Source organism: Bradyrhizobium niftali, assembly GCF_004571025.1.
Classification (GTDB): Bacteria; Pseudomonadota; Alphaproteobacteria; order Rhizobiales; family Xanthobacteraceae; genus Bradyrhizobium; species Bradyrhizobium niftali.
This window is the reverse complement of sequence record NZ_SPQT01000009.1, coordinates 15,188-41,459: the sequence shown is the minus strand read 5'-3', so window position 1 is coordinate 41,459 and position 26,272 is coordinate 15,188. Positions and strand designations below refer to the sequence as shown.

Here is a 26,272-nt window from a genome sequence, read left to right as displayed (position 1 = left end):
GACTCCAAAGAAAGCTTGCGCGCGTTCAGCGGTAAATGTCGGTCCAGAGCTCGGCGGCATCCGGCTCGGGATCATGCTGGGCGAAATCGGCGGACGCGTTGACGATGTCGCGCACCTCGGCGTCGATCGCCTTGAGGTCGGCCTCGCTCACCTTAGCGGCCAGCAGGCGGTTGCGCACCTGCTCGATCGGGTCCTGGTCGTGGCGGACCTTTTCGACCTCCTCGCGCGTGCGGTATTTTGCAGGATCGGACATCGAGTGACCGCGATAGCGGTAGGTCTGCATTTCAAGAATGAAGGGGCCCTTGCCGGCGCGGCACCACGCGGCCGCCTCGTCGCCGGCGGCCTTCACGGCGCGGACGTCCATGCCGTCGACCTGCTGGCCGGGGATGTTGAACGACGCGCCGCGCTTGGAGAAGTCCTGCTGCGCCGAAGCGCGCGAGACAGCGGTGCCCATGGCATAGCGGTTGTTCTCGATGACGTAGATCACCGGCAGCTTCCAGAGCTCCGCCATGTTGAAGCTCTCATAGACCTGGCCCTGGTTGGCGGCACCGTCGCCGAAATAGGTGACGCTGACATTGCCGTTGCCGCGATAGTTGTTGGCGAAGGCGAGACCCGTGCCGAGCGAGACCTGGGCGCCGACGATGCCGTGGCCGCCGTAAAAGTGCTTCTCCTTGCTGAACATGTGCATGGAGCCGCCCTTGCCCTTGGAATAGCCGCCGCGCCGGCCGGTGAGCTCGGCCATGACGCCATTGGCCTCCATGCCGGTGGCAAGCATGTGACCGTGATCGCGATAGCCGGTGATGACCTGATCGCCCTCTTTCAGGGCCATCTGCATGCCGACCACCACGGCCTCCTGGCCGATATAGAGGTGGCAGAAGCCGCCGATCGCGCCCATGCCGTAGAGCTGGCCGGCCTTTTCCTCGAATCGCCGGATCAGGAGCATGTCGCGGAGCGCCTTCAGCTCCTGCTCCCTGGTGAATTCCGGGGGCGAACCGCCGTTGGTCTTGTCCTGTGGAGCGCTTGCGGCGGCTTTCTTGGGTGCGGCCATGGGAATTCCGGGTCAGAGAAAACTTTCGTCCTCTCTAACCCAAGTCAAACACCCTTGGAAAGCACCGCGGCGGCATGGCACGACTTTCATTATGCCGCACTGCAACGTGGCCGAAACTTTGCAAAACCTTTGGGCTTGATCAGGCAACTTTAGCTCACGCATCAACGATGGGGGTGCAAGCAGCCGCCGCACCGAAATTCGGGCACGCTTCTCCGCGGGTCCGAGACCCCGCGCATGCCCGATTCTCAGTGCCGCCTCACCAGCCCAGCTCTCGCAAATACGCCGCGCGGGCGGCAACGCCGGTATGCGTGAAGTCGGTGAAGACCCCGTCCACGCCGAGGCGGAAGAATTTGAGATATTCCAGGACCGGATCGCCGCGATAGTCGGCAGCCAGATATTTCTTCTCGTTCCTGAAGGTGAAGACGTGCACGAACAGGCCGAGCTTGTGCGCGTCAGCGACAAGGCTGGTTGCATCCTGCGTCGAAGCTTCCGGCGTCGATCCCTTGTAGGGCGTGCCGTCGGCATTGCTGTCCTTCCACGGCACAATCCTGAGCGGAACGATATAGGGCTTCCACGGGCCGATGCCGTCGGCATAGGTCTTGATCTCGGCAAGGCCCTCGGGCGTCAGCATCGCATCGTACAAGCGCGCGTCGCCCGCAATCGTCCAGTCGAACGGACGCGAATTTGTGATGTTGTCGAGGAGGACCTTGCCGGTCTTGAAGTCAATCCCGTTGCCATCAATGAGCTGCACCTGCCGCGTTTCCAGACCGTGGCTGCGCATGTATTTCAGGCTGCCGGGCTCGAAGCTCTGAACCAGGATCGGGGCATCCTTCGTGTTGAGACCGTTGTCCTTGATGATCTTGATCAGGGCGTCTTCGAGCGGGTGGCTGCCGGCGGCACCGCAGCCATTGGCAATCGCCTGGGCATTGTTCCAGGTCGGGTTCTTGGTTTCGGGATAGACGAGGACGGGACGCCCCGTCTCCTTGCTCCTGGCCTTGGCGATGTCGATGACGTCCTGGAAACTGATGACCGGGAATTTGCCGTTGAAGACCTTGGGCCGTTCGTTGGCAGCGTCATAGGTGGTGCCGCCGATCCAGCTCTTCAGCTCGGCCATGGTGAAATCGCTGATCGACCAGTCGTTGGTATGATCCTCGCCGTCGACGATCAATGACTTCAGCACCGATTTGGGGTCGGCCGGGTCGGCGAGATCCGTAAGGTAGTCGGCCGGGCCGCTGGTTGGAGTTGGAGCCTTGACGCGCACACCGGGCACCGTGCGCTTGCGGGCCGCCACGGAGGCATTGGTCTTCGCCACCTCCGCAATGTTGGTGTTGTCGGCCAGCCAAGGGTTGTGACGCACCACCAGGACGCAGTCCTTGGTCAGGTGCAGGTCCTCTTCGAGCGCATCGGTTCCGAGCGCCGCGGCGAGATCATACGACGCCTCCGTCTCTTCAGGCACCAGTCCCGGCACGCCGCGATGTCCGAGGATCAGCGGTGGCTTTCCGTCAACGGTCAGGAATTTCTTGGCGCCGGCCGGCGCCGGGCCGGTCTGTGCGCTGGTCAACGATAGCGGGAGGAATGCCAAGGCTGCCGCGCCGAGCAGCATCGCTCCAAGATGTGCCTTCCGCTGCAAATGACTGTTCTTCATGGCCGAGCCTCCGTCCCTACCTGGCATCGCTCCGGATGCCACAAGCGCCGAACCGAATAAGGTCGGCGCGCTCGTCTTGTCTCAATTATCTGACAGACGGATGACGGTGGGGCGGACGAAGAACGGCTCGGAACGGGCGGCGCAGGGTTGCGCCGCCCGCTCCTGTCCGATCAGAAGAAGCCGAGCTTCTTCGGGCTGTAGCTGACCAGGAGATTCTTGGTCTGCTGGTAGTGATCGAGCATCATCTTGTGGGTCTCGCGACCGACGCCCGACTGCTTGTAGCCTCCGAACGCCGCATGCGCGGGATAGGCATGGTAGCAATTGGTCCAGACCCGGCCGGCCTGGATCGCCCGGCCGAAGCGGTAGCAGCGGTTGGCATCGCGGCTCCAGACACCGGCGCCGAGACCGTAGAGCGTGTCGTTGGCGATCGCGAGCGCTTCGTCATCGGTCTTGAAGGTCGTGACCGAGACGACGGGGCCAAAGATCTCCTCCTGGAAGATTCGCATCTTGTTGTGGCCCTCGAACACCGTCGGCTGGACGTAGAAGCCCCCGGAAAGATCGCCGCCGAGTTCCGCACGTCCGCCGCCGGCCAGCAGCTTGGCACCCTCCTGCTTGCCGATGTCGATGTAGGAGAGGATCTTGGCGAGCTGCTCGCTGGATGCCTGTGCGCCGATCATGGTGTCGGCCGCTCGCGGGTCGCCCTGCTTGATCGCGGCGACGCGCTTCAGCGCCCGCTCCATGAAGCGATCGTAGATGTCGGCGTGAACCAACGCGCGGCTCGGACAGGTGCAGACCTCGCCCTGGTTCAGCGCGAACATGACGAAGCCTTCGATCGCCTTGTCGAAGAAGTCGTCGTCTTCGGCGGTGACGTCCTTGAAGAAGATGTTCGGCGACTTGCCGCCGAGCTCCAGCGTGACAGGAATCAGGTTCTGGCTGGCATATTGCATGATCAGCCGGCCCGTCGAGGTCTCGCCGGTGAAGGCGATCTTGGCGATGCGCGGGCTCGAGGCCAGCGGCTTGCCGGCTTCGAGGCCAAAGCCGTTGACGATATTGAGGACGCCGGGCGGCAGGAGGTCGGCGACGATCTCGGCCCAGACCATGATCGAGGCCGGGGTCTGCTCGGCGGGCTTGAGCACGACGCAATTGCCGGCGGCGAGCGCGGGCGCGAGCTTCCAGCAGGCCATCAGCAGCGGGAAGTTCCAGGGGATGATCTGGCCGACGACGCCGAGCGGCTCGTGGAAATGATAGGCGATGGTGTCGTGGTCGATCTCGCCGATCGAGCCTTCCTGGGCGCGGACGACGCCGGCGAAATAGCGGAAGTGATCGATGGCGAGCGGGATGTCGGCCGCGCGGGTCTCGCGGATCGGCTTGCCGTTGTCCCAGGTCTCGGCGATCGCGAGGCGCTCGAGATTCTCTTCCATGCGATCGGCGATCTTGTTCAGGATCGCGGCACGCTCGGCGACGCTGGTGCGGCCCCAGGCCGCCTTGGCGGCATGCGCCGCGTCGAGCGCGGCTTCGACGTCCTGCGTGTCGGAGCGCGCGATCTTGCAGACGATCTGTCCGTTCACCGGCGAGGCATTGTCGAAATACTTGCCGGAGATCGGCGCGACGAACTTGCCGCCGATGAAGTTGTCATAGCGTTCGGCGAAGGGAACTTTGGTGACGCTGAGGAATTCCACCTTGTTCATTGATCACTCCCGATGTGTTTGCTGTTTGCGCAATTCGTCGCGTGGTCGCGACTTGCGCCGACGATGATGCGGGAGGCGTTTTCTGTCAGCCCTGATAGGAGCGATGGAGGAGCGGACCTGTCGCAGTTCTGCGACAGGTCCGACTGAGGCAAGTGCAAGATGGAGCACACACGGCTTCCACATCGTCTTTGCGAGCGCAGCGAAGCAATCCAGCGTCCCTCCGCGGAAAGATCCTGGATTGCTTCGCTGCGCTCGCAATGACGGCTGAGGAGACTGTGGCCCTCAGTGGTTCAGCTCGAACCGCTTGAGCTTCCTGTGCAGCGTGGCGCGGCTGACGCCGAGGGCCTTGGCGGCCGCCGAAACATTGCCACCCGCGCGCAGCAGCGCCCGCTGCAACACCGCACGCTGACCGCCAGCGAGGTGGTCGCGCGCCGTATCGCCGCCGAGAAGATCGGCCGCGGGGACGGGACGCAACGCCCGGCCGGGCGCGAGCCCCAGTCCCACCCGGGCGGAGCGGGTCGCGCCGATCACAAGGTCGTCCGCATCGACCGCGACGAGGCCGCTGCACTGGCCGTCCGCAGCGTATGTCAGCACGATGCGGGCATGGGCGAAAGCCCGGCGGAACAAGTCCGCCTCGATGCGCCTTGCCGCCTCGCCCGCCGCAAGCGCGATCAGATTGGAAAACGCGTCGGTCCGGTCGGCGCGGCAGGAGGAGACGTCGAGCACGCCGGCAAACGCCGCCTCGTGGTCGTAGATCGGAACGGCGGTGCAGCTCAACAGCGTGTTGCGCGTGAAGAAGTGCTGGTCGCGGTCGATCGTCAGCGGCCGCTGTTCGACGACACAGGTGCCGATGCCATTGGTGCCCTCGTGCTCCTCGCTCCAGAGCGCGCCGGTCCACAGGCCCCACGATTGAAAGGTGGTGTCGTCGGCCCGCGTGCCGCGACGATCCACCGGCACCCCCTCGCCGTCGGCCAGCAGCACGCAGCAGCCGGCGGCGCCAACCGCCTGGTAGAGCCGGTCCATCGCCCCTTGCGCGGCGGCGAGCAGCGGCGCGATACGCTCGCGCGCCTCGCGGAGTTCCGCGTCGGTCAGCCGCTGGGGCAAGCCCCGGCCGGAGGGATCGAGATGATGCAACCGGGACGAACGGCGCCAGGAGGCCACGAGCGCGGAGCGAGCCGCCTGGCCTGATGCAATAGCGGCTTCGACACGAGCCGCGTGATGCTGGGGCATTGACCCATTCATCACCGTTTCCTCCGGATGGCAATTTACGACGTGCCGGCGCGGCCTGATTGATCTCTGTCAATCCTGGGGAGCAGTGCGCCGTACAAGCCATGCCCTCGCCGGCGCCGCTGCGTCAAGGCGGCAAAGCGACTGCGGTCTTGCGACTTATGGCGTGATGGAGAAGGAGGCGGCCGGGCTCGGGTCGGCTTTCGATACCGGTTTCGAAACCCGCGCAAGCGCTAGTTCGGCGGGATCATCCGAACGAGATCGCGCGGATTGACATAATCGAGCTGGAAGCGCGCCCGCTCGTCCAGCATGTCGGGATCGATCCTCGCGGAACGCAGCAGCGAGACGCGCTGCTCGCTCCTGGCGCGCTCGCGCTTGAGCTGGGCCAGCTCGCTCGTGAGCGCGATGATCTCCTGGTCGAGTTCCTGGCGGGCGTTGAGGCCGTATTTGCCGGTATAGGCGTTGACGCCGAAATAACCGACGATGGCAGCCGCCATCGCGTAAAGGGCGAGACCGGTCAGGATCGATTTGAGGCGCGCGCGGGAGACCATCTTCGAAAGATGGGGGAGTTTGGTTAAGGGAGCGCTAATGCGCCCTGCCCGCGCCACCAATCGTCATCGTCATGCCCGGCCTTGTTGTTTAGGCCGGGTATGACGAAGAACTAGTGTTGGCCTCAGCCGTGATGCTTGGCCACGTGTGCGGCGAAGGCGTCGATATAGGCCTGGAGCACGGTCTTGAGCGAGTCCTTGGCGAGGTTCCCCTCCGCATCGAAGGCGTCGCCAACCGCGTTCAGGTAGATCTCGGGCTGCTGCATGATCGGGCCGGCAATGCCCGGCAGGATGTTCTGGAGCGTCTTGGCCGCGCTGACGCCGCCGAGCGGACCCGGCGAGTTCGAGATGATGCCGACCGGCTTGCCGTTGAACGAGCTCTTGCCATAGGGGCGCGAGGCGACGTCGATGGCGTTCTTCAGGACACCCGGGATGGCGCGATTGTATTCCGGGGTGACGAACAGAACGCCGTCCGACTTCTGGAGCTTGTCGCGGAAGGCCAGCCAGTCCGCGGGCGGCGCGCCCTCGAGGTCCTGGTTGAAGAAGGAGATACCCGCCGGCGTGACGACCTCGAGCTTGAGCGAGGCCGGCGCGAGCTTGGCGAGCGCATTGGCGATCTTCAGCGAGAAACTGTCCTTGCGCAGGCTGCCGGCGATCACGACGATATTGTAGGCCATGGAGTGTCCTCAGAACTTGAGCGGGAGTGCCGGGCGGCACTTAAGCGATCCGGACCAATGGATGCAAGTGCATGAACCGGTCCGATTTGGAAACATTGAGTTTCGCGAAAGAGGACATTGAGGCCTGTAGCCCGGATTACGCTTCGCTCCATCCGGGCTACGACCCAAAACAATCAGGCCGCCAAGCGGCAGCCCGATCTTTCGCACCAACGTCCAGCCCGATCAGATCGTCGGATTCCAGGCCGACGGGATCAGGCGATATTTGGCTCCGTCCTTCTCGACATGGCCGACCGAGGGGAAGGTGAAGTGGAAGCCGATCACCGTCGCTTTCTCGGCCGCCGCCATGTCGTAGAATTTGTGGCGCGTCTGCTGCGCCATCGCGGCATCGGCGTCGAACATCACGTGCCAGTCCGGATTGCGCAGGAAGAACTCCGGAATGTTGGTGACATCGGACTGGATCAACACCCTGGCATCGCCGGACGCGACCGCAAACGAGGTGTGGCCGGGCGTATGGCCGGGCGTCGCGATCGAGGTGATGCCGGGCGCGACCTCCTTGCCCCACTCGTACTTGGTGACCTTGGATTCGAGGCCGGCGAAGGTCTTCTTCACGTTGGCGAAGTAGTTCTTCATCATCGCGTTGGACTCGGCCTTGGCGGCGTTGTCCTCGCTGGTCCAGAACTCCCAGTCCTTGCCGGGCACCATGATCTCCGCATTCGGGAACGCGAGCGCGCCGTCGGCGAGGCGAATGCCGTTGGTGTGGTCGGGATGCAGATGCGAGAGCAGCACGACGTCGATGCTCTTGGGATCGACGCCGGCGGCCTGGAGGTTCTGCAGCGTACGGCCGACCGCACCCTTGCTCGGCTCCAGGTTGGCGACTCCATTTCCGGTGTCGATCAGCACCAGCCTGGAGCCGGTGTTGATGAGCTGCGGGTTGAACGGCACCGTGACCATGCCTTTGGGCATGTAGGCGGCCTCGCCGGCCGCTGCGGCTTCTTCCTTCGGGACGTTGACGACGAACTTGTCCGGCATCGGGAAGGTGCGCGCGCCGTCATTGATCGAGGTGCACTCGAAGCTGCCGACCTTGTAGCGATAGAAGCCGGGTGCCTGCGCCCCGCTTTGCGGCACTGAGGCATTGGCAATGGTCGGTCGAAGTCCGGTGGCGGCAGCCGCACCGATGGCGGCGGCGCCTGCGAGCAGATGACGGCGATTGAGATCGGTCATGGAGAGGTCCCCTTCTGAGCCCTTGCGGTTTTCCGCTTTCAATGGCGGCGGAATAATCCCCGGCTTCGCTCAGAAGGCAAGACCTTCCTTTGGTGAGGTGCCGTCGCAGATCACGACAATTTATTTGGGGCGTTGGGGAATTTTTCGGTCGCTCCACGTCGCAGCTGATCGCGTGCAAGTCGCATTCGCCATCGAAGCAGGTAGTCGAGCGGCGCCAACCCCACAAGCGACTTGAACCGCTTCGAAAACGCGGATCGCGACATGGCGATCGCTTCGGACAATGCGTCCAGGGTCCAGGGGTGAGCGGCGTCTTCGTGCATCAGCCTGATGGCCTTGCCGATCCTGGCATCGACCAGCGCGTTGATCCATCCCAAACCCTCGCCGGCACTCTGATCCAGCGCCGCGCGGGGCAGGCAAGCATGAAGGCGATGGCCATTCCGGCGAGCGCCATCGCGGAGGCGATGGCCTTCGCGATAGCGCAGCCGGATAGTGTGGACGTCGGCGAGATCGTCATTCGCCCCACGGCCCAGGCATAGATTCGATCAGGCCTGGACGCCGTCGCTCGTCACGACTTATTCGGGTTGATGAGGAATTTTTCGCCGGTGGCCCGTTTGGCGTACACCGCGATGTTGGCGGGATCGAGCGTCTCCTGAAGCGACACCACCTTGGTGTAGTGGCTGGCAAAGGTGGTCTTCAATTCATTCACGACGCGCTGTCGCAGCCGTCCGATATCAGCCGGACCGATCTTCTGGAGGAACGGGGTCAGCAGCCAACCGCCGACGCCCCAGGCCATGCCGAAGCCGCGCGGCAGTTCGATCGGACGGATATCCAGCGCGCCGTAGACATAGACCTGCTTGTGCACGCTGGAGCCGTAGCGGCTGTATTCCTTCGCGGTCTTGTTGATCGCGATTTCCATGCAGTTGAGGATGTCGCCGGCGAGCTTGCCGCCGCCGATGGCATCGAACGCGAGGGTGGCGCCGGTCTCGACCAGCGCGGCCGTGAGATCGTCGAGAAAGCTCGGCACGCTGGAGTCGACGACATATTTGGCGCCGATCTTGTTCAGGATCTCTGCCTGCTCCTTGCTGCGCACGATGTTGACGAGCGGGATGCCGTCCTTGATGCAGATCTTGTTCAGCATCTGCCCGAGGTTGGAGGCGGCCGCGGTATGCACCAGCGCCTTGTGGCCTTCGCGCCGCATGGTCTCGGTCATGCCGAGCGCGGTGAGCGGATTGACGAACCAGGACGCGCCCTCCGCTGCCGTCGTACCGTCAGGCAATGGCTGGCAGTCCCTCGCCTTCAGGGTCCGGAATTGCGAGTACATGGCGCCGCCGATCATCGCGACCGTCTTGCCCATCAGCGCCTTCGCAGCGTCCGACGAGCCGGTCTTGACGACGACGCCGGCACCTTCATTGCCGACCGGCAGGGATTGGTCGAGCCGCGCCCCCATCGCGCGCATCGCACCGTCAGGCACTTTTGCGGTGATGACGGGCGCCTGCTTCGTGCCCGAGGCCTTGGCCGTGCTCATGTCGGCCGCGCCGACGAGCAGGCCGAGGTCGGACGGGTTGATCGGCGCCGCCTCGACGCGGACGACGACCTCGTCCTCGGCGGGCTCGGGGGTCGGCACGTCGAGAAGCGAGATTTCCAGCTCGCCACTCGCCTTGATCAGCGAACGCAGTTGCAGTCCGGTCTTGCCATCGCTCATGTCGATCCTCCCTGTCCTTGTCGAAGCGCTGGCTTATGCCAGCGCCTTCAGTGCCGCCTTGCCGCCATAGAGCGCCTGCTTGCCGAGCTGCTGCTCGATGCGCAGGAGCTGATTGTATTTGGCGGTGCGGTCGGAACGCGCCAGCGAGCCGGTCTTGATCTGGCCGCAGTTGGTGGCCACCGCGAGGTCGGCGATGGTGGAATCCTCGGTCTCACCGGAGCGGTGCGACATGACGGAGGTGTAGCCGGCCTTGTGCGCCATCTCGACGGCGGCGAGCGTCTCGGTCAGCGTGCCGATCTGGTTGACCTTGATCAGGATCGAGTTGGCCCGGCCCGCCTTGATGCCTTCGGCGAGGCGCTTGACGTTGGTGACGAAGAGATCGTCGCCGACGAGCTGGCACTTCTTGCCGATGAGATCGGTGAGCTCCTTCCAGCCGTCCATGTCGTCTTCCGACATGCCGTCCTCGATGGTCACGATCGGATAACGCGCAACCAGGTCTGCGAGGTACTTGGCCTGCTCGGAGATCGAACGGGTCTTGCCCTCGCCTTCATAGACATATTTGCCGCCCTTGAAGAACTCGGTCGAGGCGCAGTCGAGGCCGATCACGATGTCGCTGCCCGCCTTGAAGCCGGCCTTGCCGATCGCGTTCATGACGAATTCGAGCGCGGCGTCCGCCGACGGCAGGTTCGGAGCAAAGCCGCCCTCGTCGCCGACATTGGTGTTGTGGCCGGCCTTCTTCAGCTCCGACTTCAGCGTGTGGAAAACCTCCGCGCCGTAACGCAGGCCCTCGGCAAAGCTCGACGCGCCGACCGGCAGGATCATGAACTCCTGGAAGTCGATCGGGTTGTCGGCATGCACGCCGCCATTGATGATGTTCATCATCGGCACCGGCAACAGCCGCGCCGAGGTGCCGCCGACGTAACGGTAGAGCGGCATGTCGAGCGAGTTCGCGGCCGCCTTGGCGCAGGCGAGCGAGACGCCGAGGATGGCGTTGGCGCCCAGGCGGCCCTTGTTCGGCGTGCCGTCGAGATCGATCATGATCTGGTCGATCTGGGCCTGCTGCTCGACATCGAGGCCGCTCAAGGCCTCGAAGATCTCGCCGTTGACGGCGCCGACCGCCTTGGTGACGCCCTTGCCGAGATAGCGGGCCTTGTCGCCGTCGCGCAGTTCCACCGCCTCATGGGCGCCGGTGGAGGCGCCTGACGGCACCGCGGCGCGGCCGAGCGCGCCATCTTCCAGCACGACGTCGACCTCGACGGTGGGATTGCCACGGCTGTCGAGGATTTCGCGGCCGATGATGTCGATGATGGCGGTCATGATGTTGCACTTCCGTTCGTTAGATTTGATCGGTTCGCCGCGGGTCTTACACGGAGCGCAAGCAAATGTGAACGCTTGGACGGCGTGCTTCGACTGACGCGCGAATTGCCCAGGACTAAACTTGACGGCATCTGGTCCGCGCGTCCAACCTCAATCTGAAACAGTCGGGGTAACGCCATGAATCGCCGCCAGTTTCTCGGCTCCAGCGCCGCCCTCCTCGCCGTTCGCCCATCTTTTGCGCAGGAGGGCCCGTTCCGGACAAAATATTTCCCCATCAGTGCCGGGATCGGCCTGCACGACCTCGCCCCGGCTCCCGACGGCACGGTCTGGTTCACCGCGCAGGGCAAGGGCATGCTCGGCAGGCTCGATCCGAAGGATGGCACCTTCAAGACCGTCAGCCTCGGCCAGGGCGCCGCGCCGCATGGCGTGACGATCGGCCCCGATGGCGCGCCCTGGATCACCGAGGGCGGCCAGAACGCGATCGCGCGGGTGGAGCCCAAGGACCTCAAGGTCACGCTGTTCCGCCTGCCCGAAAAGTTCGCCTCCGCCAATCTCAATACCGGCGTGTTCGACAAGGACGGCGCCTACTGGTTCACCGGCCAGTCCGGCTATTACGGCCGGCTTGCGCCGAAGTCGGGCGAGATGAGCGTGTTCCGGGCGCCAAAGGGCGTCGGCCCCTATGGCATCACGGTGACGCCCAAGGGCGACGTCTGGTACGCCTCGCTCGCCGGCAGCTATATCGCGAAGATCGATCTTGCGACCGGCAACGCCAATGTGGTCGAGCCGCCGACGCCGAGCCAGGGATCGCGGCGCGTCTGGTCGGATTCGAAGAGCCGGATCTGGGTCAGCGAGTGGAACAGCGGCCATGTGTCGGTGCACGATCCCGCTGACGGCTCCTGGAAGACCTGGAAGCTGCCGGGCGAGCGTCCCCGCACCTACGCGGTTTATGTCGATGACAAGGACAAGGTCTGGCTGACCGATTTCTCCGCCAATGCCATCGTCCGCTTCGATCCCGCGACCGAGCGGTTCAACGTCTTCGCCAGCGACAAGCCAAATGCCAATGTCCGCCAGCTCGACGGCAGGCCGGGCGAGCTCTGGGGCTGCGAGTCCGGCAACGACCGGATCGTCATGATCCAGACCATCGCCACTGGTTGACGGCAGCTCCAATTGCGTCCATCCCGGCATCCGCAAAAGGATGTGACGACGATGGCGAAAAAATCCCTCCAGCTCGGCCGCGCGGTCGAATGGCCGCACACACCGGAAGAAGCCCAGCTCGACCGCGTGCCCAATCCGCAAAAGGGCACCGACTATCTGGTGCGCTTCACCGTGCCGGAATTCACCTCGCTGTGCCCGGTCACGGGACAACCGGATTTCGCGCATCTGATGATCGACTACGCGCCCGGCCCATGGCTACTGGAGTCGAAATCGCTGAAACTCTACATCGCGAGCTTCCGCAATCATGGCGCCTTCCATGAGGATTGCACCGTGATGATCGGCAAGCGCATCGCCTCCGAGATCAAGCCGAAATGGCTTCGCATCGGCGGCTACTGGTATCCGCGCGGCGGCATCCCGATCGACGTGTTCTGGCAGACCGGCCGGGTGCCGAAGGGCCTGTGGGTGCCGGAGCAAGGCGTCGCGCCCTATCGCGGCAGGGGTTAGTTGGAGACGAGCGACAATGAAATCGACATCAGCAACATTCCGTAACCTTGCCTTGGGCCTTTTGGGCGTCCTGTGGCTGACCGGCGCGTCCGACGCTGCCGAGGTCCGGGTGATGATTTCCGGCGGTCTGACGGCTGCCTATCAGGCGCTCGTGCCGGAGTTCGAGAAAGCCACCGGCCACAAGGTGCTGACGTCGTTCGGGCCGTCGATGGGCACCACCACCAATGCGATCCCGGTCAGGCTGGAGCGCGGCGAACCGGCCGATGTCCTGATCATGGTGGGCTATGCCCTCACCGACCTCGCCGGCAAGGGCAAGGTCGTTGCCGGCAGCCAGGTCGATCTGACCAGATCGCCAATCGGAATCGCGGTGAAGTCGGGCGCGCCGAAGCCGGACATCAGCTCGGCGGAGGCAGTCAAGCGTGCGCTGCTGGCGGCGAAGACAATCGCTTACTCGGATAGCGCCAGCGGCGTCTACGTCTCGACCGAGATGTTCGACAAGCTCGGCATTGCCGATGCCATGAAGGACAAGGCGCGCAAGATCCCGGCCACGCCGGTCGGCGAGATCGTCGCGCATGGTGAGGCCGAACTGGGCTTTCAGCAGATCAGCGAATTGAAGCCGGTGCAGGGCATCGATATCGTCGGACCGCTGCCGAACGAATTGCAGAAGATCACGATCTTCTCAGCCGGCATCGCGACCGTTTCGAAAGAACCCGATGCTGGACGGGCCTTGATCAAGTTCCTCGCCTCCCCCGCCGCCCGCGACACGATCATTGCGAGCGGCATGGAGCCGATCCCCGCGGGTGGTGCGAATTAGGGAGGAGGCCCCGCCCCCTAATACGCGCTCAGCAGATCCACCTTGGCATTCGCGAGAACCAGCCGCCGCGCCAGGATCGCGGCGAGGTTGCGCATGATCTTCAGCGACGTCTCCGGGTGCAGGCGGCGGTAGTCGGCAAAGCGGTCGAGCGGCAGTTCGAGGCATGCAACTGGCGTATCGGCAAACACGTCGGCGCTGCGGGTTCTCTCCAGGATCGCCATCTCGCCGAACTCCATGCCGGGACCGAGCGAGGCCAGCCGCACGCCGCTCCGCAGCTTCACGCTGACCATGCCACTCTGCAGGAAGAACAGCGAATTGGCGGGCTCGCCGGCGGCGATGATGCGCTGGCCGGCGGCGTAGTGGCGCGTGGTCGATAGTTTCACGATCGCGGCGATCTCGTCCGCGTCGAGCTCGGCCAGCAGCGCCTGCTCGCCGAGATGCGCGCTCTCCTTCACGTCGGTGAAGCCGCCGAAGCGGTAGATCACCTGGTCCTCGGCCCATTCGATGGCATCGTCGAGCAGCGCGAAGCGGCGCAGCCGTCGCGGATCCCCCATGCGCGCGGAGATCGCGGCCCAGACCGCGGAGGTCTCCTCGAGGCCGGACAGAATCGCGGTGACGCCGGCATTGCCGAGCGCCGTCAGCGTCTCGCCCAGAAGCTCCGCACCGGCCGCGGTGATGTCGGGCACGCGGCGGAAATCGATGATCAATAGCGGCGCGTTCGGCGGCTCACTGCTGAGTCTTCGCGTGACGTAATCGATGGTGCCGAAATTCAGCGCGCCGACGAGCTCGAGGATTCGGATGTCGCTGTGACGCTCGTCGAGGATCTGCTGCTCGTGCGGCTGGCGGCTGCGGCGCGAGGAGATGCCGTAGACGTCGTAGTCCGCCATGATGCTGGTACGGACGTCGGCATTGCGGTTGAGCATGTGCAGATCGAACCGCGCCGACAGCGCCTCGCAGACCTTCAAGCCGCGCACACTGTTGAAGTGATTGTCGAGCAGCGGCGAGAAGGTGCCCAGTCCCAGCTGCGAAGGCAGCGCCGCGACGATGCCGCCGCCGACGCCGCTCTTGGCGGGGATGCCGACGCGATAGGTCCACTCGCCCGCATAGTCGTACATGCCCGAGCTCGTCATTACCGACAGCGTGCGGGCGACGATGTGCGGCGTGATCACCTGCGCGCCCGTCACCGGATTGATGCCGCGATTGGCGAGAGTTGCCGCCATCACCGCCAGGTCGCGCGCCGTCACCAGGATCGCGCATTGGCGGAAATAGACGTCGAGCACGGCGTCGACGTCGTCGGGCAGCACCGCGTAGTTGCGCAACAGCCACGCGATCGCGCGGTTGCGGTTGCCGGTCGCGGTCTCCGAGGCATGCACGGCCTCGTCGACGCCGAGCTCGCGCCCGGCGAACTCGCTGAGTTTTGAGCGGACGCGTTCGAAAGCGCCCTTGCCGTCCACCTCGTAGATCAGGCCCGAGCAGGCAATAGCACCGGCATTGACCATGGGGTTGAAGGGACGGTTGTCGTTGGTGAGCCGGATCGAATTGAAGGCCTCGCCGCTCGGCTCGACGCCGATGGTGGCCGAGACGCGCTCCTCGCCCACCGTCTCCAGCGCCAGTGCGAACACGAAGGCCTTCGAGACCGACTGGATCGTGAACGGCACCGCGCTGTCGCCGACCTCGTAGACATGGCCGTCGATGGTGACGAGCGCGATGCCGAAATGATCGGGGTTGGCGCGCTTCAGCTCAGGAATGTAATCGGCAAGCTCGCCCGAACCGTCGCTCCTGAATTCCTCGTAGCAATCGGTCAGGAAACGCCGCAGTGGCGGCCTGGTGGGATATCCGGCCGACCGGGTCGCGCCGGCTACGCTGGGCAAACGGGTGGGCTGGGCGTCCACGGTCTCGCACCTCGATTTGCCCAGAATAAAAGCAATTCGTGTGCCATGTATACGGGGCCGACGGTGTCGTGGTGGGGCGCGCCCCCTTTCAGGGACCGAATGGAATCTCAGCGCGCGTCGGATGGTGCACGCTGCTTGAGCAACCGGGCGCAGACGATGCCGAGGACCACCATGATCGCGGCGCTTGCGAACAGCGTCGGCATCTTGCCGCCGTGCTGGAGGCCGAAGCCGTAGGCGAGCGGCCCGACCGTCTGTCCCATGAAGAAGAAGAACGAATGCAGCGACAGCGCGGTGGCGCGCGCCTCGACCGACAGCTCGCTGGCGAACACCTGGAGACAGCCATGGGCGATGTAGAAGCCCCAGCCCATGACGACGAGGTTCAGCGCCTGCACTTCCCAGCGCGGACCGAAAGCCACGGCGACGAGCTGCGAGGCCACCAGCGTCATGCCCGCGATCATCATTCCCTTCATGCCGAGCCACGGCAACAGGCGCGACACCGTCAGCGTGTAGAACAGGCCGCCGACCGCGAAGCCCGCGATGACGATGCCGGCGATCGAGAGCGAGGTCTGGCCGAGCTCGAACAGGAACGAGGCGATGTAGGGAAACAGGCCGAGCACGCAGCAGCCTTCGACGAACACCGCCGAATAGCACACATAGGCATTGGGGTTGGTGAAGATGGTGCGATAGCCGGCCTTCAGCGCCGACAGGCTCGTCTTCGGCGGATGCTTGACCTTGGCGCCGCGAAAGCCGGCGGCAACCGCGATCGAGGCAACGATCACGAGCACGCCGAGCACCGCCAGCACGCCGCGCCAGCCGAGGAAGTCGCCGATCAGGCCCGAGGCCGAGGCTCCGAGCAGATTGCCGGTCATGGCGCCGGCGAGCGTGCGGCTGATCGCGACCTGCCGCTTCTCCGGACCGACCAGGTCGCTGGTCAGGCTGAGCGCCACCGGAAACACTCCGCCGGAGCCTATGCCGGCAAGGATGCGGGTCGCAAACAGAACCGAGAACGAGGTCGAGAGCGCGCCAAGAATATTGGCAAGGCCGAGCAGCGCGAGGCAGCCGATCATCAGCCGCGTCTTGCCGAACAGGTCGGCGGCCGCGCCGACAATCGGCTGGATGATCGAGAAGGTGAAAGCGAACACCGCGGCAAAGCCCGCGGCGGTCGCGATGCTGACGCCAAAATCCTCGGCGACATGCGGCAGCACCGGATCGAGCGCACGCGCCGACAGCGCCGCGGCGAAGCTCGCGCCGGAAATGACGTAGAGCGCGGCCGGCAGACCGTGATCGTGCGGCCGCGCCTCGCCTTGCTGCATCAGCGCGGATTCTTTGCGAGCGCGTCGAACGCCATCAGCCTGCGGATCAGCCCTTCGAACTCGCGCAGCGGCACCATGTTAGGGCCGTCGGAAGGCGCGCTATCAGGGTCGGGATGGGTCTCGATGAAGACGCCGGCGACGCCGACCGCGACCGCCGCGCGCGCAAGTACCGGCACGAATTCACGCTCGCCGCCGGAGGACGTCCCCTTCCCGCCCGGCTGCTGCACCGAATGGGTGGCGTCGAAGATCACGGGCGCACCGGTGGTGCGCGCCAGGATCGGCAGCGCGCGCATGTCGGAGACCAGCGTGTTGTAGCCGAAGGAGGCGCCGCGCTCGGTGACGAGCACGTTCGGATTGCTCGCGCTCGTGATCTTGGTGACGACGTTCGCCATGTCCCAGGGCGCCAGGAACTGGCCCTTCTTGACGTTGACGACCTTGCCGGTCGCGGCCGCCGCCAGCAGCAGATCGGTCTGCCGGCACAGGAAGGCCGGGATCTGCAGGATGTCCACGGCCTGCGCAACCTCTGCGCATTGCGTGGCCTCGTGCACGTCGGTCAGCACCGGCAGGCCGAGCGAGGATCTGATTTCGGCGAAGATCGGCAGCGACTGCGCGAGCCCGAGCCCGCGCGCCGCCGACGCACTGGTGCGGTTGGCCTTGTCGAACGACGTCTTGTAGACGAGGCCGACGTTCAGCCGCGCGGCGATCTCCTTCAACGCGGAGGCCACCTCCAGCGCATGCTGGCGGCTTTCGAGCTGGCAGGGTCCCGCAATGATCGAGATCGGCAGATCATTGCCGAATTTGACCCTGCCAATGGTGACGACCGGCGCCGCTGACGTCGAAGAGCTCAAGGCAAATCCCTCGTTTCCGCGCGACCATAACCGCCATCGGGGTCGGATCAACCCCATTCGGCCCGGGCTGTCAGAATATCAGGGTTGCGCCGAAGTTCCGCGGGCGCCGCCGGCGCTATTTCACCGCCGAGAAAGCGGTCGGCGTCAGGAGCTGGCTGACGATATTGCCGACGATCTGGCCGTCCGCCTCCGACTTCGCCCGTGCCTCGAGCCAGTCCGGATCGGTCACGAACGCGCCCCACTTCTTCTCGCGCTCGGCGAGCGACTCCCAGGCCAGGAAATAGGTCAGCGCCTGGCTGGATTCACCGATCAGCGTGGTGAAGAATCCGGCCTGGCGGATGCCGTGCTTTTCCCAAATCTTCAGCGTCGCCGTCTCGAACCGCTTCAAGAGCGCGGGCAAGCGGCCGGGCACGCAGCGATAGATGCGCATTTCGTAGATCATTCTGACTTCCTCCCCGAACGGATGGGGCGGTTATAACGGTTGGCCATGATGGTGTCTTGCGCCCTGCCCGATCGCCCCCGTCGCGTTTCGCGCATGGCTAGACAGCCCTTCGGCAAAGCACCTCATCCGGCTCCCGCAATGCTGCCGCAATGATCGGGCCGCTAGAATGGCTTTGGTTGAAGCCCAGGTGCCGGATCATGCGGATTTTGCTCGTCGAGGATGAGGCGGAGATGGCCGGCGCGCTGGCGTCAGCGCTGAAGCGCTACGACATGGTGGTAGACCACGCCCCTACCCTTGCCGAGGCGGAAGAGGCCATTTCCGCCGACGTCCATGTCGCGGTCCTGCTCGACCGCCAGCTCCCCGACGGCGACGGCCTTGCACTGATCCCGAAGCTCCGGGCGCGCGCCGACGGCGTGCCGATCATCGTCCTGACCGCGCGCGGCGAGCTCGCCGACCGGATCGCCGGGCTCGACAGCGGTGCCGACGATTATCTGGCCAAGCCGTTCGCGGTCGAGGAGCTGCTGGCGCGCCTGCGCGCCGTGATGCGGCGCCCCGCGGGACTTACGCCGGATGTCATCCGTGCCGGCCGCCTCGCCTTCGATGTCGGCCATCGCGAGGCGAGCATCGATGGCCAGCCGTTCGAGCTGCCGCGTCGCGAGCTGTTGGTGCTCGAGGCGCTGATCCGCCGCCTCGGCCGCACCGTGCTACGCTCGGCGCTGGAAGAGGCCGTCTACAATTTCGACGACGAGATCCAGTCGAACGCGCTGGACACGCATATTTCGCGGCTGCGCCGCAAGCTCGCCGAGGCGGATGCCGGCATCGAGATCCACGGCATTCGCGGCGTCGGCTATCTCCTGAAGAAGCTGCCATGAGCAGGCACGACGATCCCTATTGCCTGCGCTCGCGCCTGAGCTGGCGCCTGCTCTCGCTCCAGGCCGCGCTGCTCCTGGCACTGGTTGCCGTCGTCGTCGGGGCGCTGTGCGCGTCAGGATTTGTGCTCGCCGAGCGCGACGAGGATCGCGTGATCGACGTCGTGCAGCGCGCACTCGCGCGCGACGCACAGGGCGGCCTGACCGTGCGGCCGACGCCCGAGCTCAAACAATTGCGTAGCGAGACACCGGACCTCTGGTTCCTGGTCCGCGACCGGCAGGGACATTCGCTCGCCGAAGGTGCCGTGCCGGCCGAATTCGCCGCGATCGGCGGCGGCCTCGACCAGATCAGCCAGGCGCGGCTCGGCTGGCAGATGTTCGAGGACGATCCGCGCAAACCGGCGGCGCGGCTGAAGCGGGTCGACACCGAGGCCGGCAACGTGCAGGTCATCACGGCGACGCAGGGCCGGCTGACCGGCGCCAAGGCGCTGGTCATGACATCGCTTGCATTCCTGGGCATCGCCCTGCCCGGCCTGCTTCTGATGGGAACCGCGACCTTCATCGCGACACCGGTGATCGTGCAGCGCGCCTTCAGAGGACTTGATACGACCGCGGACCAGGCGCGTCGCATCGACATCCATCAGCGCGGCGCGCGCCTGTCGGTGGAGAGAATTCCGCTGGAGGTCGTGCCGCTCGTGACCGCGGTCAATGACGCGCTGGCGCGGCTCGACCAGGGCTATGCCCGCCACAAGCGTTTCGTCGCCGACGCCGCACACGAGCTGCGCACGCCGATCGCGATCCTCAACACGCGCCTGGAGTCGCTTGCCCCGGGGCCGGACAAGACCCGGCTGCTGGAAGATGCCGCGCGGCTGGCGACGCTTGCCGAGCAGTTGCTGGACATTCAGCGGCTCGACCGCTGCGGCCATCCGTTCGCGCGCGTCGACCTTGTCCGGGTCGCGCAAGGCGCTGCTGCCGACCTCGCGCCGCTGGCGATTGCCGCCGGCTACGAGCTGGCGCTCGATGCACCCACGACGCCGATCGAGACGATCGGTGACGCGGCCGCGCTGGAACGCGCGCTGACCAACCTCGTGCAAAATGCGATTCAGCACGGCCCTCGCCGCGGCACCATCGGCATTCGCGTCAGCAGACCCGCGAGCATCGAAGTCACGGACGAAGGTGCCGGCATTCCCGCCGAACAACGCGAGCAGATCTTCGAGCCGTTCTATCGGCTGACGCCGCTCGATCGCGGCGCCGGCCTCGGCCTCAACATGGTGCGCGAGATCGTGCACCTGCATGGCGGCCACGTCTCGGTCACGGACGGGCCGGACGGCGGCGCCTGTTTCAGAATAACGCTGCGCCCAATCCCGCAGGGTTGAATCAATCCGACTGCGCCCCTCACAGCGCAATGCTGTCGCAATGCACGGCCGTGACACTGCATCCGCCTCATCTCTGATCTTTCGAGGTGCAACCAAGATGCCGGAGTGCGCATGCCCAACGATTTCCTCTCCTTCTTCCTGTCCTGGATGTCGGCCCCGCGTCGGGTCGGCGCGATCGCGCCATCAGGCGCGGCGCTCGCCGATCTGATCACGCGGGAGATCACCGCATCGAGCGGCCCGATTCTCGAGCTCGGTCCCGGCACCGGCGCATTCACCTACAAGCTCCTGAAACGCGGCGTGCGCCAGCAGGACCTCACGCTGATCGAATACGGCTCCGACTTCATGAAGCTCCTGCAATTGCGCTTCCCCAACGCGCGCGTGTTGTGGATGGATGCGGGGCGGCTGACCACGGAGCGCCTCTATGACGGCACGCCGGTCGGCGCGGTCGTGAGCGGTCTGCCGCTGCTCAACATGTCGACGCGCAAGGTCGTCTCCATCGTCGGCGGCGCTTTCAGCTACGTCCGCCCCGGCGGTGCCTTCTACCAGTTCACCTACGGCATGAGCTGCCCGGTGCCGCGGCCGATTCTCGATCGGCTGGGCTTACGTGCCACCCTGGTCGATCGCGCCCTGCTGAACGTGCCGCCGGCCGCCGTCTACAAGCTGACGCGGCGGCCGCAGATGAAACTCGTCACGGGATCGCTTGCGCCGGCCCCCTCGACGCGAGTCGCGTTGGAGCCGATCCATCACGCGCGCGACTACTCCGCCGCGCGCTGAGCCATCAGACCAGCCGGCTCTGCACCATCGCCGCCTGAATGAACGAGGCGAAGAGAGGATGAGGCTCAAAAGGCCGCGACTTCAGCTCGGGGTGGAACTGGACGCCGATGAACCAGGGATGATCCTCGTACTCGACGATCTCCGGCAGGACGCCGTCGGGCGACAACCCTGAGAATTTCAGGCCGTGCTGCTCGAGACGGTCCTTGTACGCGGTGTTCACTTCGTAGCGGTGGCGGTGGCGTTCGGAGATCTCGGTCGCGCCGCCATAGACCTGCGAGACGCGGCTGCCGCGATTGAGCGCCGCCGGATACGCGCCGAGCCGCATGGTGCCGCCGAGATCGCCGGCCTGCGAGCGCTTCTCGAGCTCGTTGCCGCGCAGCCACTCCGTCATCAGGCCGACCAAGGGCTCCTTGGTCGGGCCGAATTCGGTGGAGTTGGCGTCCTCGATGCCGACGAGATTTCGCGCGGCTTCGATCACCGCCATCTGCATGCCGAAGCAGATGCCGAAATACGGCACGTCACGCTCGCGCGCGAACTGCGCCGCACGGATCTTACCTTCCGCGCCGCGCTGGCCGAATCCGCCGGGCACCAGGATGCCGTTGACGTGCTCGAGGAACGGCGCGGGATCTTCCTTCTCGAAGATCTCGCTCTCGATCCAGTCGAGATTGACCTTCACCTTGTTGGCGATGCCGCCATGCGAGAGCGCCTCGATCAGCGACTTATACGCATCCTTCATGCCGGTGTATTTGCCGACGATCGCGATGGTAACGTTGCCTTCGGGATTGCGCACGCGCTCGTTGATCTGCTGCCAGCTCCGCAGCTCCGGCGGAATCCGCGAGGCGATGCCGAAAGCGGCGAGCACTTCGTCGTCGAGGCCCGCATTGTGGTAGGCCTCGGGGACGGCATAGATGTTGTCGACGTCGCGCGCCTCGATCACCGCGCTTTCGCGCACATTGCAGAACAGCCCGAGCTTGCGCCGCTCTTCCTTCGGGATCTCGCGGTCGGTGCGGCAGAGCAGGATGTCCGGCTGAATGCCGATCGAGCGCAGCTCCTTCACCGAGTGCTGCGTCGGCTTCGTCTTCAATTCGCCAGCGCTCGGAATGTAGGGCAGCAGCGTGAGATGGATGTAAACGGCATGATCGCGCGGCAGCTCGTTCTTGAGCTGGCGGATCGCCTCGAAGAACGGCAGGCCCTCGATGTCGCCGACGGTGCCGCCGATCTCGACCAGCACGAAGTCGTAATCGTCATTGCCGTCGAGGACGAATTCCTTGATGGCGTTGGTGACGTGCGGAACCACCTGGATGGTCGCGCCGAGATAATCGCCGCGGCGCTCCTTGGTGATGATGTCCTGGTAGATGCGCCCCGTCGTGATGTTGTCGGCCTTGGTCGCCGGCCGCCCGGTGAAGCGCTCGTAGTGACCGAGATCGAGATCGGTCTCCGCGCCGTCATCGGTCACGAACACTTCGCCGTGCTGATACGGCGACATCGTTCCGGGATCGAGGTTGAGATAGGGGTCGAGCTTACGGAGGCGGACCTTGTAGCCCCGGGCCTGCAACAGCGCACCGAGTGCCGCCGAAGCCAGACCCTTGCCGAGCGAAGAAACCACGCCGCCGGTGATGAATATGTACCGCGCCATGGGACTTAACCTCTAATCCCTCGAATTCGATTCGCCAAAGCGATTCGTATTCCGCCCCAAAGATTTTGCGGGCCTGTGGGTGAACCGGAACGAAGAGTGGTGACAGTGCCTTGATGGGGATTGTTGATGCAGAACGGTAGAAGCCGCGCTGCATGGCCCCCCTGCTTTATTGCGAACGAGGTACCTGCGGGCCGCTCGGGGCCGGGGCCTGCTGCTGCTCGTCGGCCTTCTTCAGCGAATCCAGGATGCCGCCCGAGGTCGGCGGCGCAATCGGCGATCCGCCGGCCGGCTGGCCCTGCGATGCCGGCTGGCCAATGATCGATGAAGGCGCGCGGTTGTATCCGGCGTACCAGGACAGGAACAGGCTGGTCAGGAAGAAGCCGGCGGCGAGGATCGCAGTCGTCCGCGACAAAAGATTCGCGGTGCCGCGGCTCGACATGAAGCCCGCGCCTCCGCCCATGCCGAGGCCGCCGCCTTCCGACTTCTGGAGCAGGACGGCGCCGATCATGACGGCGACGATCATGAGATGGATGACGATGACAACAGTCTGCATAGTGCCCTTCCGTCACAAGCCGACAGCGCCGAGACGGCGGCCGATCGCGCTTCGCGGGTTTTCCTGAAGTTGCGCGGTGTTACACGATCGGAAACGGCATTGCCACCCCCGATCGGGTCCCGACCAACGGTTTGGTTTAGCTAGGGACAGCCCTTGGCGATCGCAAGGAAATCGGCCGCCTTGAGGCTGGCGCCACCGACCAGCGCCCCGTTGACGTTCTTCACGGCCATCAGCTCGGCCGCGTTCGACGGCTTGACCGAGCCGCCATAGAGGATCCGCATCTTGGCGCCGTCCGCCCTAAACCGGGAGGTCAGGAATTCCCGGATAAACCCATGAATCTGCTCGACATCCTGGGCCGTGGGGGTCAGGCCTGTGCCGATGGCCCAGACTGGCTCATAGGCGACGACGAGGTTGGCCGCGGTAGAACCGTCCGGCAGCGAGCCGTCGAGCTGGCCACGCAGGATGTCCAGGGTCTGGCCGGCATCGCGCTGGGCTTGCGTCTCGCCGATGCAGACGATCGCCGTCACCCCGGCCCGCCAGGCGGCTTCCGCCTTTTGCCGCACCAAAGCATCGCCCTCGCCATGGTCGGCGCGGCGCTCGGAATGGCCAACGATGATGGCGGTCGCACCCGCATCCGCCAGCATTTCGGCGGCGATGTCGCCGGTATGGGCGCCGGAGGCCTTGGGGTGGCAATCCTGGGCCCCCACTGCGACCTTCTTGCCGCGCGCCTTGTCGGCAAAGGCCGCGATCAGGGTCACCGGCGGGCAGACCAGCAGATCGGCTTTGGCGGCCACCTCTGCCGCGCCATTGAGCATGGCGTCGAATTCGGCAACGGAGGCCTTCAGCCCGTTCATTTTCCAGTTGCCGGCGATCAGCGGTCGGATGGCGTCGGTCATGTCAATTTCCAGCAAAATGAGGTTTGTGCATGCGCTAGCAGAGCCGCTGCGGCAGTTCCAGAGACCTAAGGGCTTTTAACCGCAGCTTCGTGAGGCCACGTGACCTGAGGTTGCGGGGGGAAAGCCGCCACTTTATGATGATTGATCAATTTGGTGACGCGCTGTTGCGGAATCTGCATTAAGACGCGCTCCCGTTCCCCTCCTGACCAAACAAGTTGGACCAAATGCTTCGAGGAATGCGCAAGGCCTCATCAAACTGGCTCGGCAAGACCATTATGGCCGTGGTGATGGGTGTGTTGATCGTCAGTTTCGGCATTTGGGGCATCGCCGACATCTTCAAGGGCTTCGGGCAGTCCACGGTGGCCAAGATCGGCCGCACCGAGATTTCGCTGAACGAGTTCCGCCAGATCTATACCGACCGCCTGCAACAGATCAGCCGCCAGTTCGGCCGTCCGCTGACGCCTGATCAGGCCCGCGCCTTCGGGCTCGACCGTCAGGTGCTGCAGCAGACGATCGCGGAAGCAGCCCTCGACGAAGAGGCGCGCCGGCTCGGGCTCGGCCAGTCCGACGACCAGATCCGCCAGGTCATCATGAACGACCCCAACTTCAAGGGCGTCGGCGGCAGCTTCGATCCGAACCGCTTCCAGGCCGTGATCCGCAATTTCGGCTATACCGAGCAGCGCTACGTCTCCGAGCAGCGCAAGGTGTCGCTGCGCCGGCAGATCACCGGCACGATCGGCGCCGGCCTCGAGCCGCCGAAGGCGATGATCGACGTGCTGACGCGTTTCCAGAACGAGCAGCGCGCCATCGAGTTCGTCAGGCTCGACGCGGCCCAGGCAGGCACCATCGATGCGCCCTCGCCCGAGGCGCTCGCCACCTATTTCGAGGATCACAAGGTCCAGTTCCGCGCGCCCGAATATCGCAAGATTGCCTTCGTCGTGATCTCGCCGGAAGAGATCGGCAAATGGACCGAAGTCTCCGACGAGGACGCGAAGAAGGTGTTCGAACAGCGCAAGGACCGGCTCGGCACGCCGGAGAAGCGCCAGATCCACCAGATCGTGTTCCCCAACGCGGCCGAGGCGCAGACCGCACGCGAGCGCCTCGCCGGCGGAATGTCGTTCGAAGATCTCGGCAAGGAGCGCGGACTGAGCGCCTCCGACGTCGATCTCGGGCTCGTGACCAAATCGTCGCTCGACCCGGCGGTGGGCGACGCCGCCTTCGCGCTTGCCGCGGGCGAGATCAGCCAGCCGATCCAGGGCCGTCTCGGCACCGCGATCGTCAAGGTCGACAAGATCGAGCCGGGCGTCGAGGCGAACTACGCCAGCCTCGTCGGCGACATCAAGCGCGAGATCGCGACCGAGCGCGCGCGCGTCAAGGTCGCCGATCTCCGCGACAAGATGGAAGACGAACGCGGCGGCGGCTCCAGCGTGATCGACGCGGCGCAGAAGCTCGGCCTCACCGCCGTGACCATCGACGCCGTCGACCGTTCCGGCCGCGCCCCGAACGGCCAGCCGGTCGCCAACGTCCCGCAGGGCCTCGACGTGGTGTCGCAGGCCTTCAACACCGACGTCGGCGTCGACAACGACGCGATCTCGTTCAAGGGCGGCTATGTCTGGTACGACGTGCTCGCCATCACGCCCTCGCGCGATCGCAATCTCGACGAGGTCCGCGACCAGGTCGAGGCCCGCTGGCGCCAGGACCAGATCGCGATCAAGCTGAAGGCCAAGGCGACCGAGATGGTGCAGAAGCTCGAAACAGGCGGCAAGCTTGCCGATGCAGCCGCAGCGATCGGCGCCAAGGTCGAGACCGCGACCGGTTTGAAGCGCGACGACTCGCCCGCCGGCGTGCCCGGCACCGTCGTGGCGGCCGCCTTCCGCACCGCCAAGGACGGCGTTGGACAGACGCCCGTGAGCGGCGGCAGCGAAGTGATCGTCTTCCGCGTCACCGACATCATCGATCCCGCGGTCGACGCCGCCTCCGACGCGGTCAAGAAGCTGAAAGACAGCCTCGACCGGGCGCAGACCGAGGAGCAGGTCGCGGCCTACGTCAACAAGCTTGAAACCGACATCGGGACCACCATTAATCAGGCCGCCTTCGCGCAGGTGACCGGCGCGAACCAGTGAGTTG

At 65.2% G+C, this 26,272-nt stretch carries 25 protein-coding genes; 8 read left to right on the top strand and 17 right to left on the bottom strand.

Going from position 1 to position 26,272, the window contains the following annotated elements; translation table 11 throughout:
* Positions 1-25 precede the first annotated feature (25 nt).
* The 8 genes from pdhA to E4K65_RS48735 all read right to left on the bottom strand — a co-directional run bounded on the left by pdhA (position 26) and on the right by E4K65_RS48735 (position 8,317).
* A complete protein-coding gene (gene pdhA / locus E4K65_RS17535) occupies positions 26-1,048 on the bottom strand; it encodes a pyruvate dehydrogenase (acetyl-transferring) E1 component subunit alpha (protein WP_027548265.1) in 1,023 nt (340 codons plus the stop codon).
* Positions 1,049-1,304: 256 nt separating this feature from the next.
* Positions 1,305-2,693: a glycerophosphodiester phosphodiesterase family protein gene (locus E4K65_RS17530; RefSeq protein ID WP_209312071.1), complete on the bottom strand. Its 1,389-nt coding sequence runs from the start codon at positions 2,691-2,693 to the stop codon at positions 1,305-1,307.
* Positions 2,694-2,863: 170 nt separating this feature from the next.
* On the bottom strand, positions 2,864-4,381 hold the full coding sequence (gene adh / locus E4K65_RS17525; protein ID WP_135175240.1) for an aldehyde dehydrogenase: 1,518 nt from the start codon (positions 4,379-4,381) through the stop codon (positions 2,864-2,866).
* A gap of 282 nt (positions 4,382-4,663) precedes the next feature.
* The gene (locus E4K65_RS17520; RefSeq protein ID WP_167770890.1) at positions 4,664-5,623 is read right to left on the bottom strand and encodes a helix-turn-helix domain-containing protein; all 960 of its coding nucleotides are present in this window, start codon (positions 5,621-5,623) and stop codon (positions 4,664-4,666) included.
* 218 nt (positions 5,624-5,841) lie between these two features.
* Positions 5,842-6,159: an FtsB family cell division protein gene (locus tag E4K65_RS17515; RefSeq protein WP_011087554.1), complete on the bottom strand. Its 318-nt coding sequence runs from the start codon at positions 6,157-6,159 to the stop codon at positions 5,842-5,844.
* A 122-nt stretch (positions 6,160-6,281) separates the two neighbouring features.
* A complete protein-coding gene (locus E4K65_RS17510) occupies positions 6,282-6,833 on the bottom strand; it encodes an NADPH-dependent FMN reductase (protein ID WP_135175238.1) in 552 nt (183 codons plus the stop codon).
* A gap of 222 nt (positions 6,834-7,055) precedes the next feature.
* Positions 7,056-8,054: an MBL fold metallo-hydrolase gene (locus E4K65_RS17505; RefSeq protein ID WP_135175237.1), complete on the bottom strand. Its 999-nt coding sequence runs from the start codon at positions 8,052-8,054 to the stop codon at positions 7,056-7,058.
* A 110-nt stretch (positions 8,055-8,164) separates the two neighbouring features.
* Positions 8,165-8,317: a helix-turn-helix transcriptional regulator gene (locus tag E4K65_RS48735; RefSeq protein WP_235885669.1), complete on the bottom strand. Its 153-nt coding sequence runs from the start codon at positions 8,315-8,317 to the stop codon at positions 8,165-8,167.
* Positions 8,318-8,353: 36 nt separating this feature from the next.
* Here E4K65_RS48735 and E4K65_RS50030 point away from each other — a divergent pair, with 36 nt between their 5' ends.
* Complete coding sequence (locus tag E4K65_RS50030; RefSeq protein ID WP_430649031.1) at positions 8,354-8,590, top strand: hypothetical protein; 237 nt, start codon at positions 8,354-8,356, stop codon at positions 8,588-8,590.
* Positions 8,591-8,619: 29 nt separating this feature from the next.
* On the opposite strand, the gene E4K65_RS17490 is transcribed toward E4K65_RS50030, so the two are convergent.
* Both E4K65_RS17490 and eno read right to left on the bottom strand, forming a co-directional pair.
* Complete coding sequence (locus E4K65_RS17490) at positions 8,620-9,756, bottom strand: zinc-binding dehydrogenase (RefSeq protein WP_135175236.1); 1,137 nt, start codon at positions 9,754-9,756, stop codon at positions 8,620-8,622.
* 33 nt (positions 9,757-9,789) lie between these two features.
* Positions 9,790-11,073, bottom strand: coding sequence for a phosphopyruvate hydratase (eno, locus tag E4K65_RS17485; RefSeq protein ID WP_135175235.1), 1,284 nt, complete (start codon positions 11,071-11,073; stop codon positions 9,790-9,792).
* A 177-nt stretch (positions 11,074-11,250) separates the two neighbouring features.
* Here eno and E4K65_RS17480 point away from each other — a divergent pair, with 177 nt between their 5' ends.
* From E4K65_RS17480 to E4K65_RS17470, 3 genes are read left to right on the top strand one after another with little or no spacing between them, the layout of a single operon-like run.
* A complete protein-coding gene (locus E4K65_RS17480) occupies positions 11,251-12,228 on the top strand; it encodes a Vgb family protein (protein ID WP_135175234.1) in 978 nt (325 codons plus the stop codon).
* Between the two features lie 51 nt (positions 12,229-12,279).
* A complete protein-coding gene (queF, locus tag E4K65_RS17475) occupies positions 12,280-12,732 on the top strand; it encodes a preQ(1) synthase (RefSeq protein WP_038967228.1) in 453 nt (150 codons plus the stop codon).
* 16 nt (positions 12,733-12,748) lie between these two features.
* On the top strand, positions 12,749-13,546 hold the full coding sequence (locus E4K65_RS17470) for a substrate-binding domain-containing protein (RefSeq protein ID WP_135175233.1): 798 nt from the start codon (positions 12,749-12,751) through the stop codon (positions 13,544-13,546).
* A 17-nt stretch (positions 13,547-13,563) separates the two neighbouring features.
* Here E4K65_RS17470 and glsA read toward each other — a convergent pair whose 3' ends face one another.
* The 4 genes from glsA to E4K65_RS17450 all read right to left on the bottom strand — a co-directional run bounded on the left by glsA (position 13,564) and on the right by E4K65_RS17450 (position 18,041).
* Positions 13,564-15,438, bottom strand: a complete 1,875-nt coding sequence (glsA, locus tag E4K65_RS17465) for a glutaminase A (RefSeq protein WP_135175232.1) — start codon at positions 15,436-15,438, stop codon at positions 13,564-13,566.
* A gap of 107 nt (positions 15,439-15,545) precedes the next feature.
* Positions 15,546-16,751 carry an MFS transporter gene (locus E4K65_RS17460; protein WP_135175231.1) on the bottom strand — a complete coding sequence of 402 codons (1,206 nt, stop codon included), beginning with the start codon at positions 16,749-16,751 and terminating at the stop codon, positions 15,546-15,548.
* Entirely contained in the window at positions 16,751-17,599 is an 849-nt protein-coding gene (kdsA, locus tag E4K65_RS17455; protein ID WP_135175230.1) for a 3-deoxy-8-phosphooctulonate synthase, read from the bottom strand. The genes E4K65_RS17460 and kdsA overlap by 1 nt, the downstream gene beginning before the upstream one ends.
* A gap of 115 nt (positions 17,600-17,714) precedes the next feature.
* Positions 17,715-18,041, bottom strand: a complete 327-nt coding sequence (locus E4K65_RS17450; protein ID WP_135175229.1) for an NIPSNAP family protein — start codon at positions 18,039-18,041, stop codon at positions 17,715-17,717.
* A gap of 197 nt (positions 18,042-18,238) precedes the next feature.
* On the opposite strand from E4K65_RS17450, the gene E4K65_RS17445 reads away from it, so the two are divergent.
* The 3 genes from E4K65_RS17445 to E4K65_RS17435 all read left to right on the top strand — a co-directional run bounded on the left by E4K65_RS17445 (position 18,239) and on the right by E4K65_RS17435 (position 21,060).
* Positions 18,239-18,913: a response regulator gene (locus E4K65_RS17445; RefSeq protein WP_027545838.1), complete on the top strand. Its 675-nt coding sequence runs from the start codon at positions 18,239-18,241 to the stop codon at positions 18,911-18,913.
* Positions 18,910-20,286: a sensor histidine kinase gene (locus tag E4K65_RS17440; RefSeq protein WP_135175228.1), complete on the top strand. Its 1,377-nt coding sequence runs from the start codon at positions 18,910-18,912 to the stop codon at positions 20,284-20,286. The genes E4K65_RS17445 and E4K65_RS17440 overlap by 4 nt, the downstream gene beginning before the upstream one ends.
* A gap of 111 nt (positions 20,287-20,397) precedes the next feature.
* The gene (locus E4K65_RS17435) at positions 20,398-21,060 is read left to right on the top strand and encodes a class I SAM-dependent methyltransferase (RefSeq protein WP_167770888.1); all 663 of its coding nucleotides are present in this window, start codon (positions 20,398-20,400) and stop codon (positions 21,058-21,060) included.
* Between the two features lie 4 nt (positions 21,061-21,064).
* On the opposite strand, the gene pyrG is transcribed toward E4K65_RS17435, so the two are convergent.
* The 3 genes from pyrG to tpiA form a co-directional block, all read right to left on the bottom strand.
* Positions 21,065-22,696: a CTP synthase gene (pyrG, locus tag E4K65_RS17430; protein WP_027545835.1), complete on the bottom strand. Its 1,632-nt coding sequence runs from the start codon at positions 22,694-22,696 to the stop codon at positions 21,065-21,067.
* A gap of 166 nt (positions 22,697-22,862) precedes the next feature.
* Complete coding sequence (gene secG, locus E4K65_RS17425; protein WP_135175226.1) at positions 22,863-23,249, bottom strand: preprotein translocase subunit SecG; 387 nt, start codon at positions 23,247-23,249, stop codon at positions 22,863-22,865.
* Positions 23,250-23,389: 140 nt separating this feature from the next.
* Entirely contained in the window at positions 23,390-24,145 is a 756-nt protein-coding gene (gene tpiA / locus E4K65_RS17420) for a triose-phosphate isomerase (protein WP_135175225.1), read from the bottom strand.
* 224 nt (positions 24,146-24,369) lie between these two features.
* Here tpiA and E4K65_RS17415 point away from each other — a divergent pair, with 224 nt between their 5' ends.
* On the top strand, positions 24,370-26,268 hold the full coding sequence (locus tag E4K65_RS17415; RefSeq protein WP_135175224.1) for a SurA N-terminal domain-containing protein: 1,899 nt from the start codon (positions 24,370-24,372) through the stop codon (positions 26,266-26,268).
* Positions 26,269-26,272 lie beyond the last annotated feature (4 nt).

Coding starts and splice junctions, on each gene's coding strand:
- pdhA (WP_027548265.1), bottom strand. CDS start 1,048: ATGGCCGCACCCAAGAAAGCCGCCGCAAGCGCTCCACAGGACAAGACC.
- E4K65_RS17530 (WP_209312071.1), bottom strand. CDS start 2,693: ATGAAGAACAGTCATTTGCAGCGGAAGGCACATCTTGGAGCGATGCTG.
- adh (WP_135175240.1), bottom strand. CDS start 4,381: ATGAACAAGGTGGAATTCCTCAGCGTCACCAAAGTTCCCTTCGCCGAA.
- E4K65_RS17520 (WP_167770890.1), bottom strand. CDS start 5,623: ATGAATGGGTCAATGCCCCAGCATCACGCGGCTCGTGTCGAAGCCGCT.
- E4K65_RS17515 (WP_011087554.1), bottom strand. CDS start 6,159: ATGGTCTCCCGCGCGCGCCTCAAATCGATCCTGACCGGTCTCGCCCTT.
- E4K65_RS17510 (WP_135175238.1), bottom strand. CDS start 6,833: ATGGCCTACAATATCGTCGTGATCGCCGGCAGCCTGCGCAAGGACAGT.
- E4K65_RS17505 (WP_135175237.1), bottom strand. CDS start 8,054: ATGACCGATCTCAATCGCCGTCATCTGCTCGCAGGCGCCGCCGCCATC.
- E4K65_RS48735 (WP_235885669.1), bottom strand. CDS start 8,317: ATGTCGCGATCCGCGTTTTCGAAGCGGTTCAAGTCGCTTGTGGGGTTG.
- E4K65_RS17490 (WP_135175236.1), bottom strand. CDS start 9,756: ATGAGCGATGGCAAGACCGGACTGCAACTGCGTTCGCTGATCAAGGCG.
- eno (WP_135175235.1), bottom strand. CDS start 11,073: ATGACCGCCATCATCGACATCATCGGCCGCGAAATCCTCGACAGCCGT.
- E4K65_RS17480 (WP_135175234.1), top strand. CDS start 11,251: ATGAATCGCCGCCAGTTTCTCGGCTCCAGCGCCGCCCTCCTCGCCGTT.
- queF (WP_038967228.1), top strand. CDS start 12,280: ATGGCGAAAAAATCCCTCCAGCTCGGCCGCGCGGTCGAATGGCCGCAC.
- E4K65_RS17470 (WP_135175233.1), top strand. CDS start 12,749: ATGAAATCGACATCAGCAACATTCCGTAACCTTGCCTTGGGCCTTTTG.
- E4K65_RS17460 (WP_135175231.1), bottom strand. CDS start 16,751: ATGCAGCAAGGCGAGGCGCGGCCGCACGATCACGGTCTGCCGGCCGCG.
- E4K65_RS17450 (WP_135175229.1), bottom strand. CDS start 18,041: ATGATCTACGAAATGCGCATCTATCGCTGCGTGCCCGGCCGCTTGCCC.
- E4K65_RS17445 (WP_027545838.1), top strand. CDS start 18,239: ATGCGGATTTTGCTCGTCGAGGATGAGGCGGAGATGGCCGGCGCGCTG.
- E4K65_RS17440 (WP_135175228.1), top strand. CDS start 18,910: ATGAGCAGGCACGACGATCCCTATTGCCTGCGCTCGCGCCTGAGCTGG.
- E4K65_RS17435 (WP_167770888.1), top strand. CDS start 20,398: ATGCCCAACGATTTCCTCTCCTTCTTCCTGTCCTGGATGTCGGCCCCG.
- pyrG (WP_027545835.1), bottom strand. CDS start 22,696: ATGGCGCGGTACATATTCATCACCGGCGGCGTGGTTTCTTCGCTCGGC.
- secG (WP_135175226.1), bottom strand. CDS start 23,249: ATGCAGACTGTTGTCATCGTCATCCATCTCATGATCGTCGCCGTCATG.
- tpiA (WP_135175225.1), bottom strand. CDS start 24,145: ATGACCGACGCCATCCGACCGCTGATCGCCGGCAACTGGAAAATGAAC.
- E4K65_RS17415 (WP_135175224.1), top strand. CDS start 24,370: ATGCTTCGAGGAATGCGCAAGGCCTCATCAAACTGGCTCGGCAAGACC.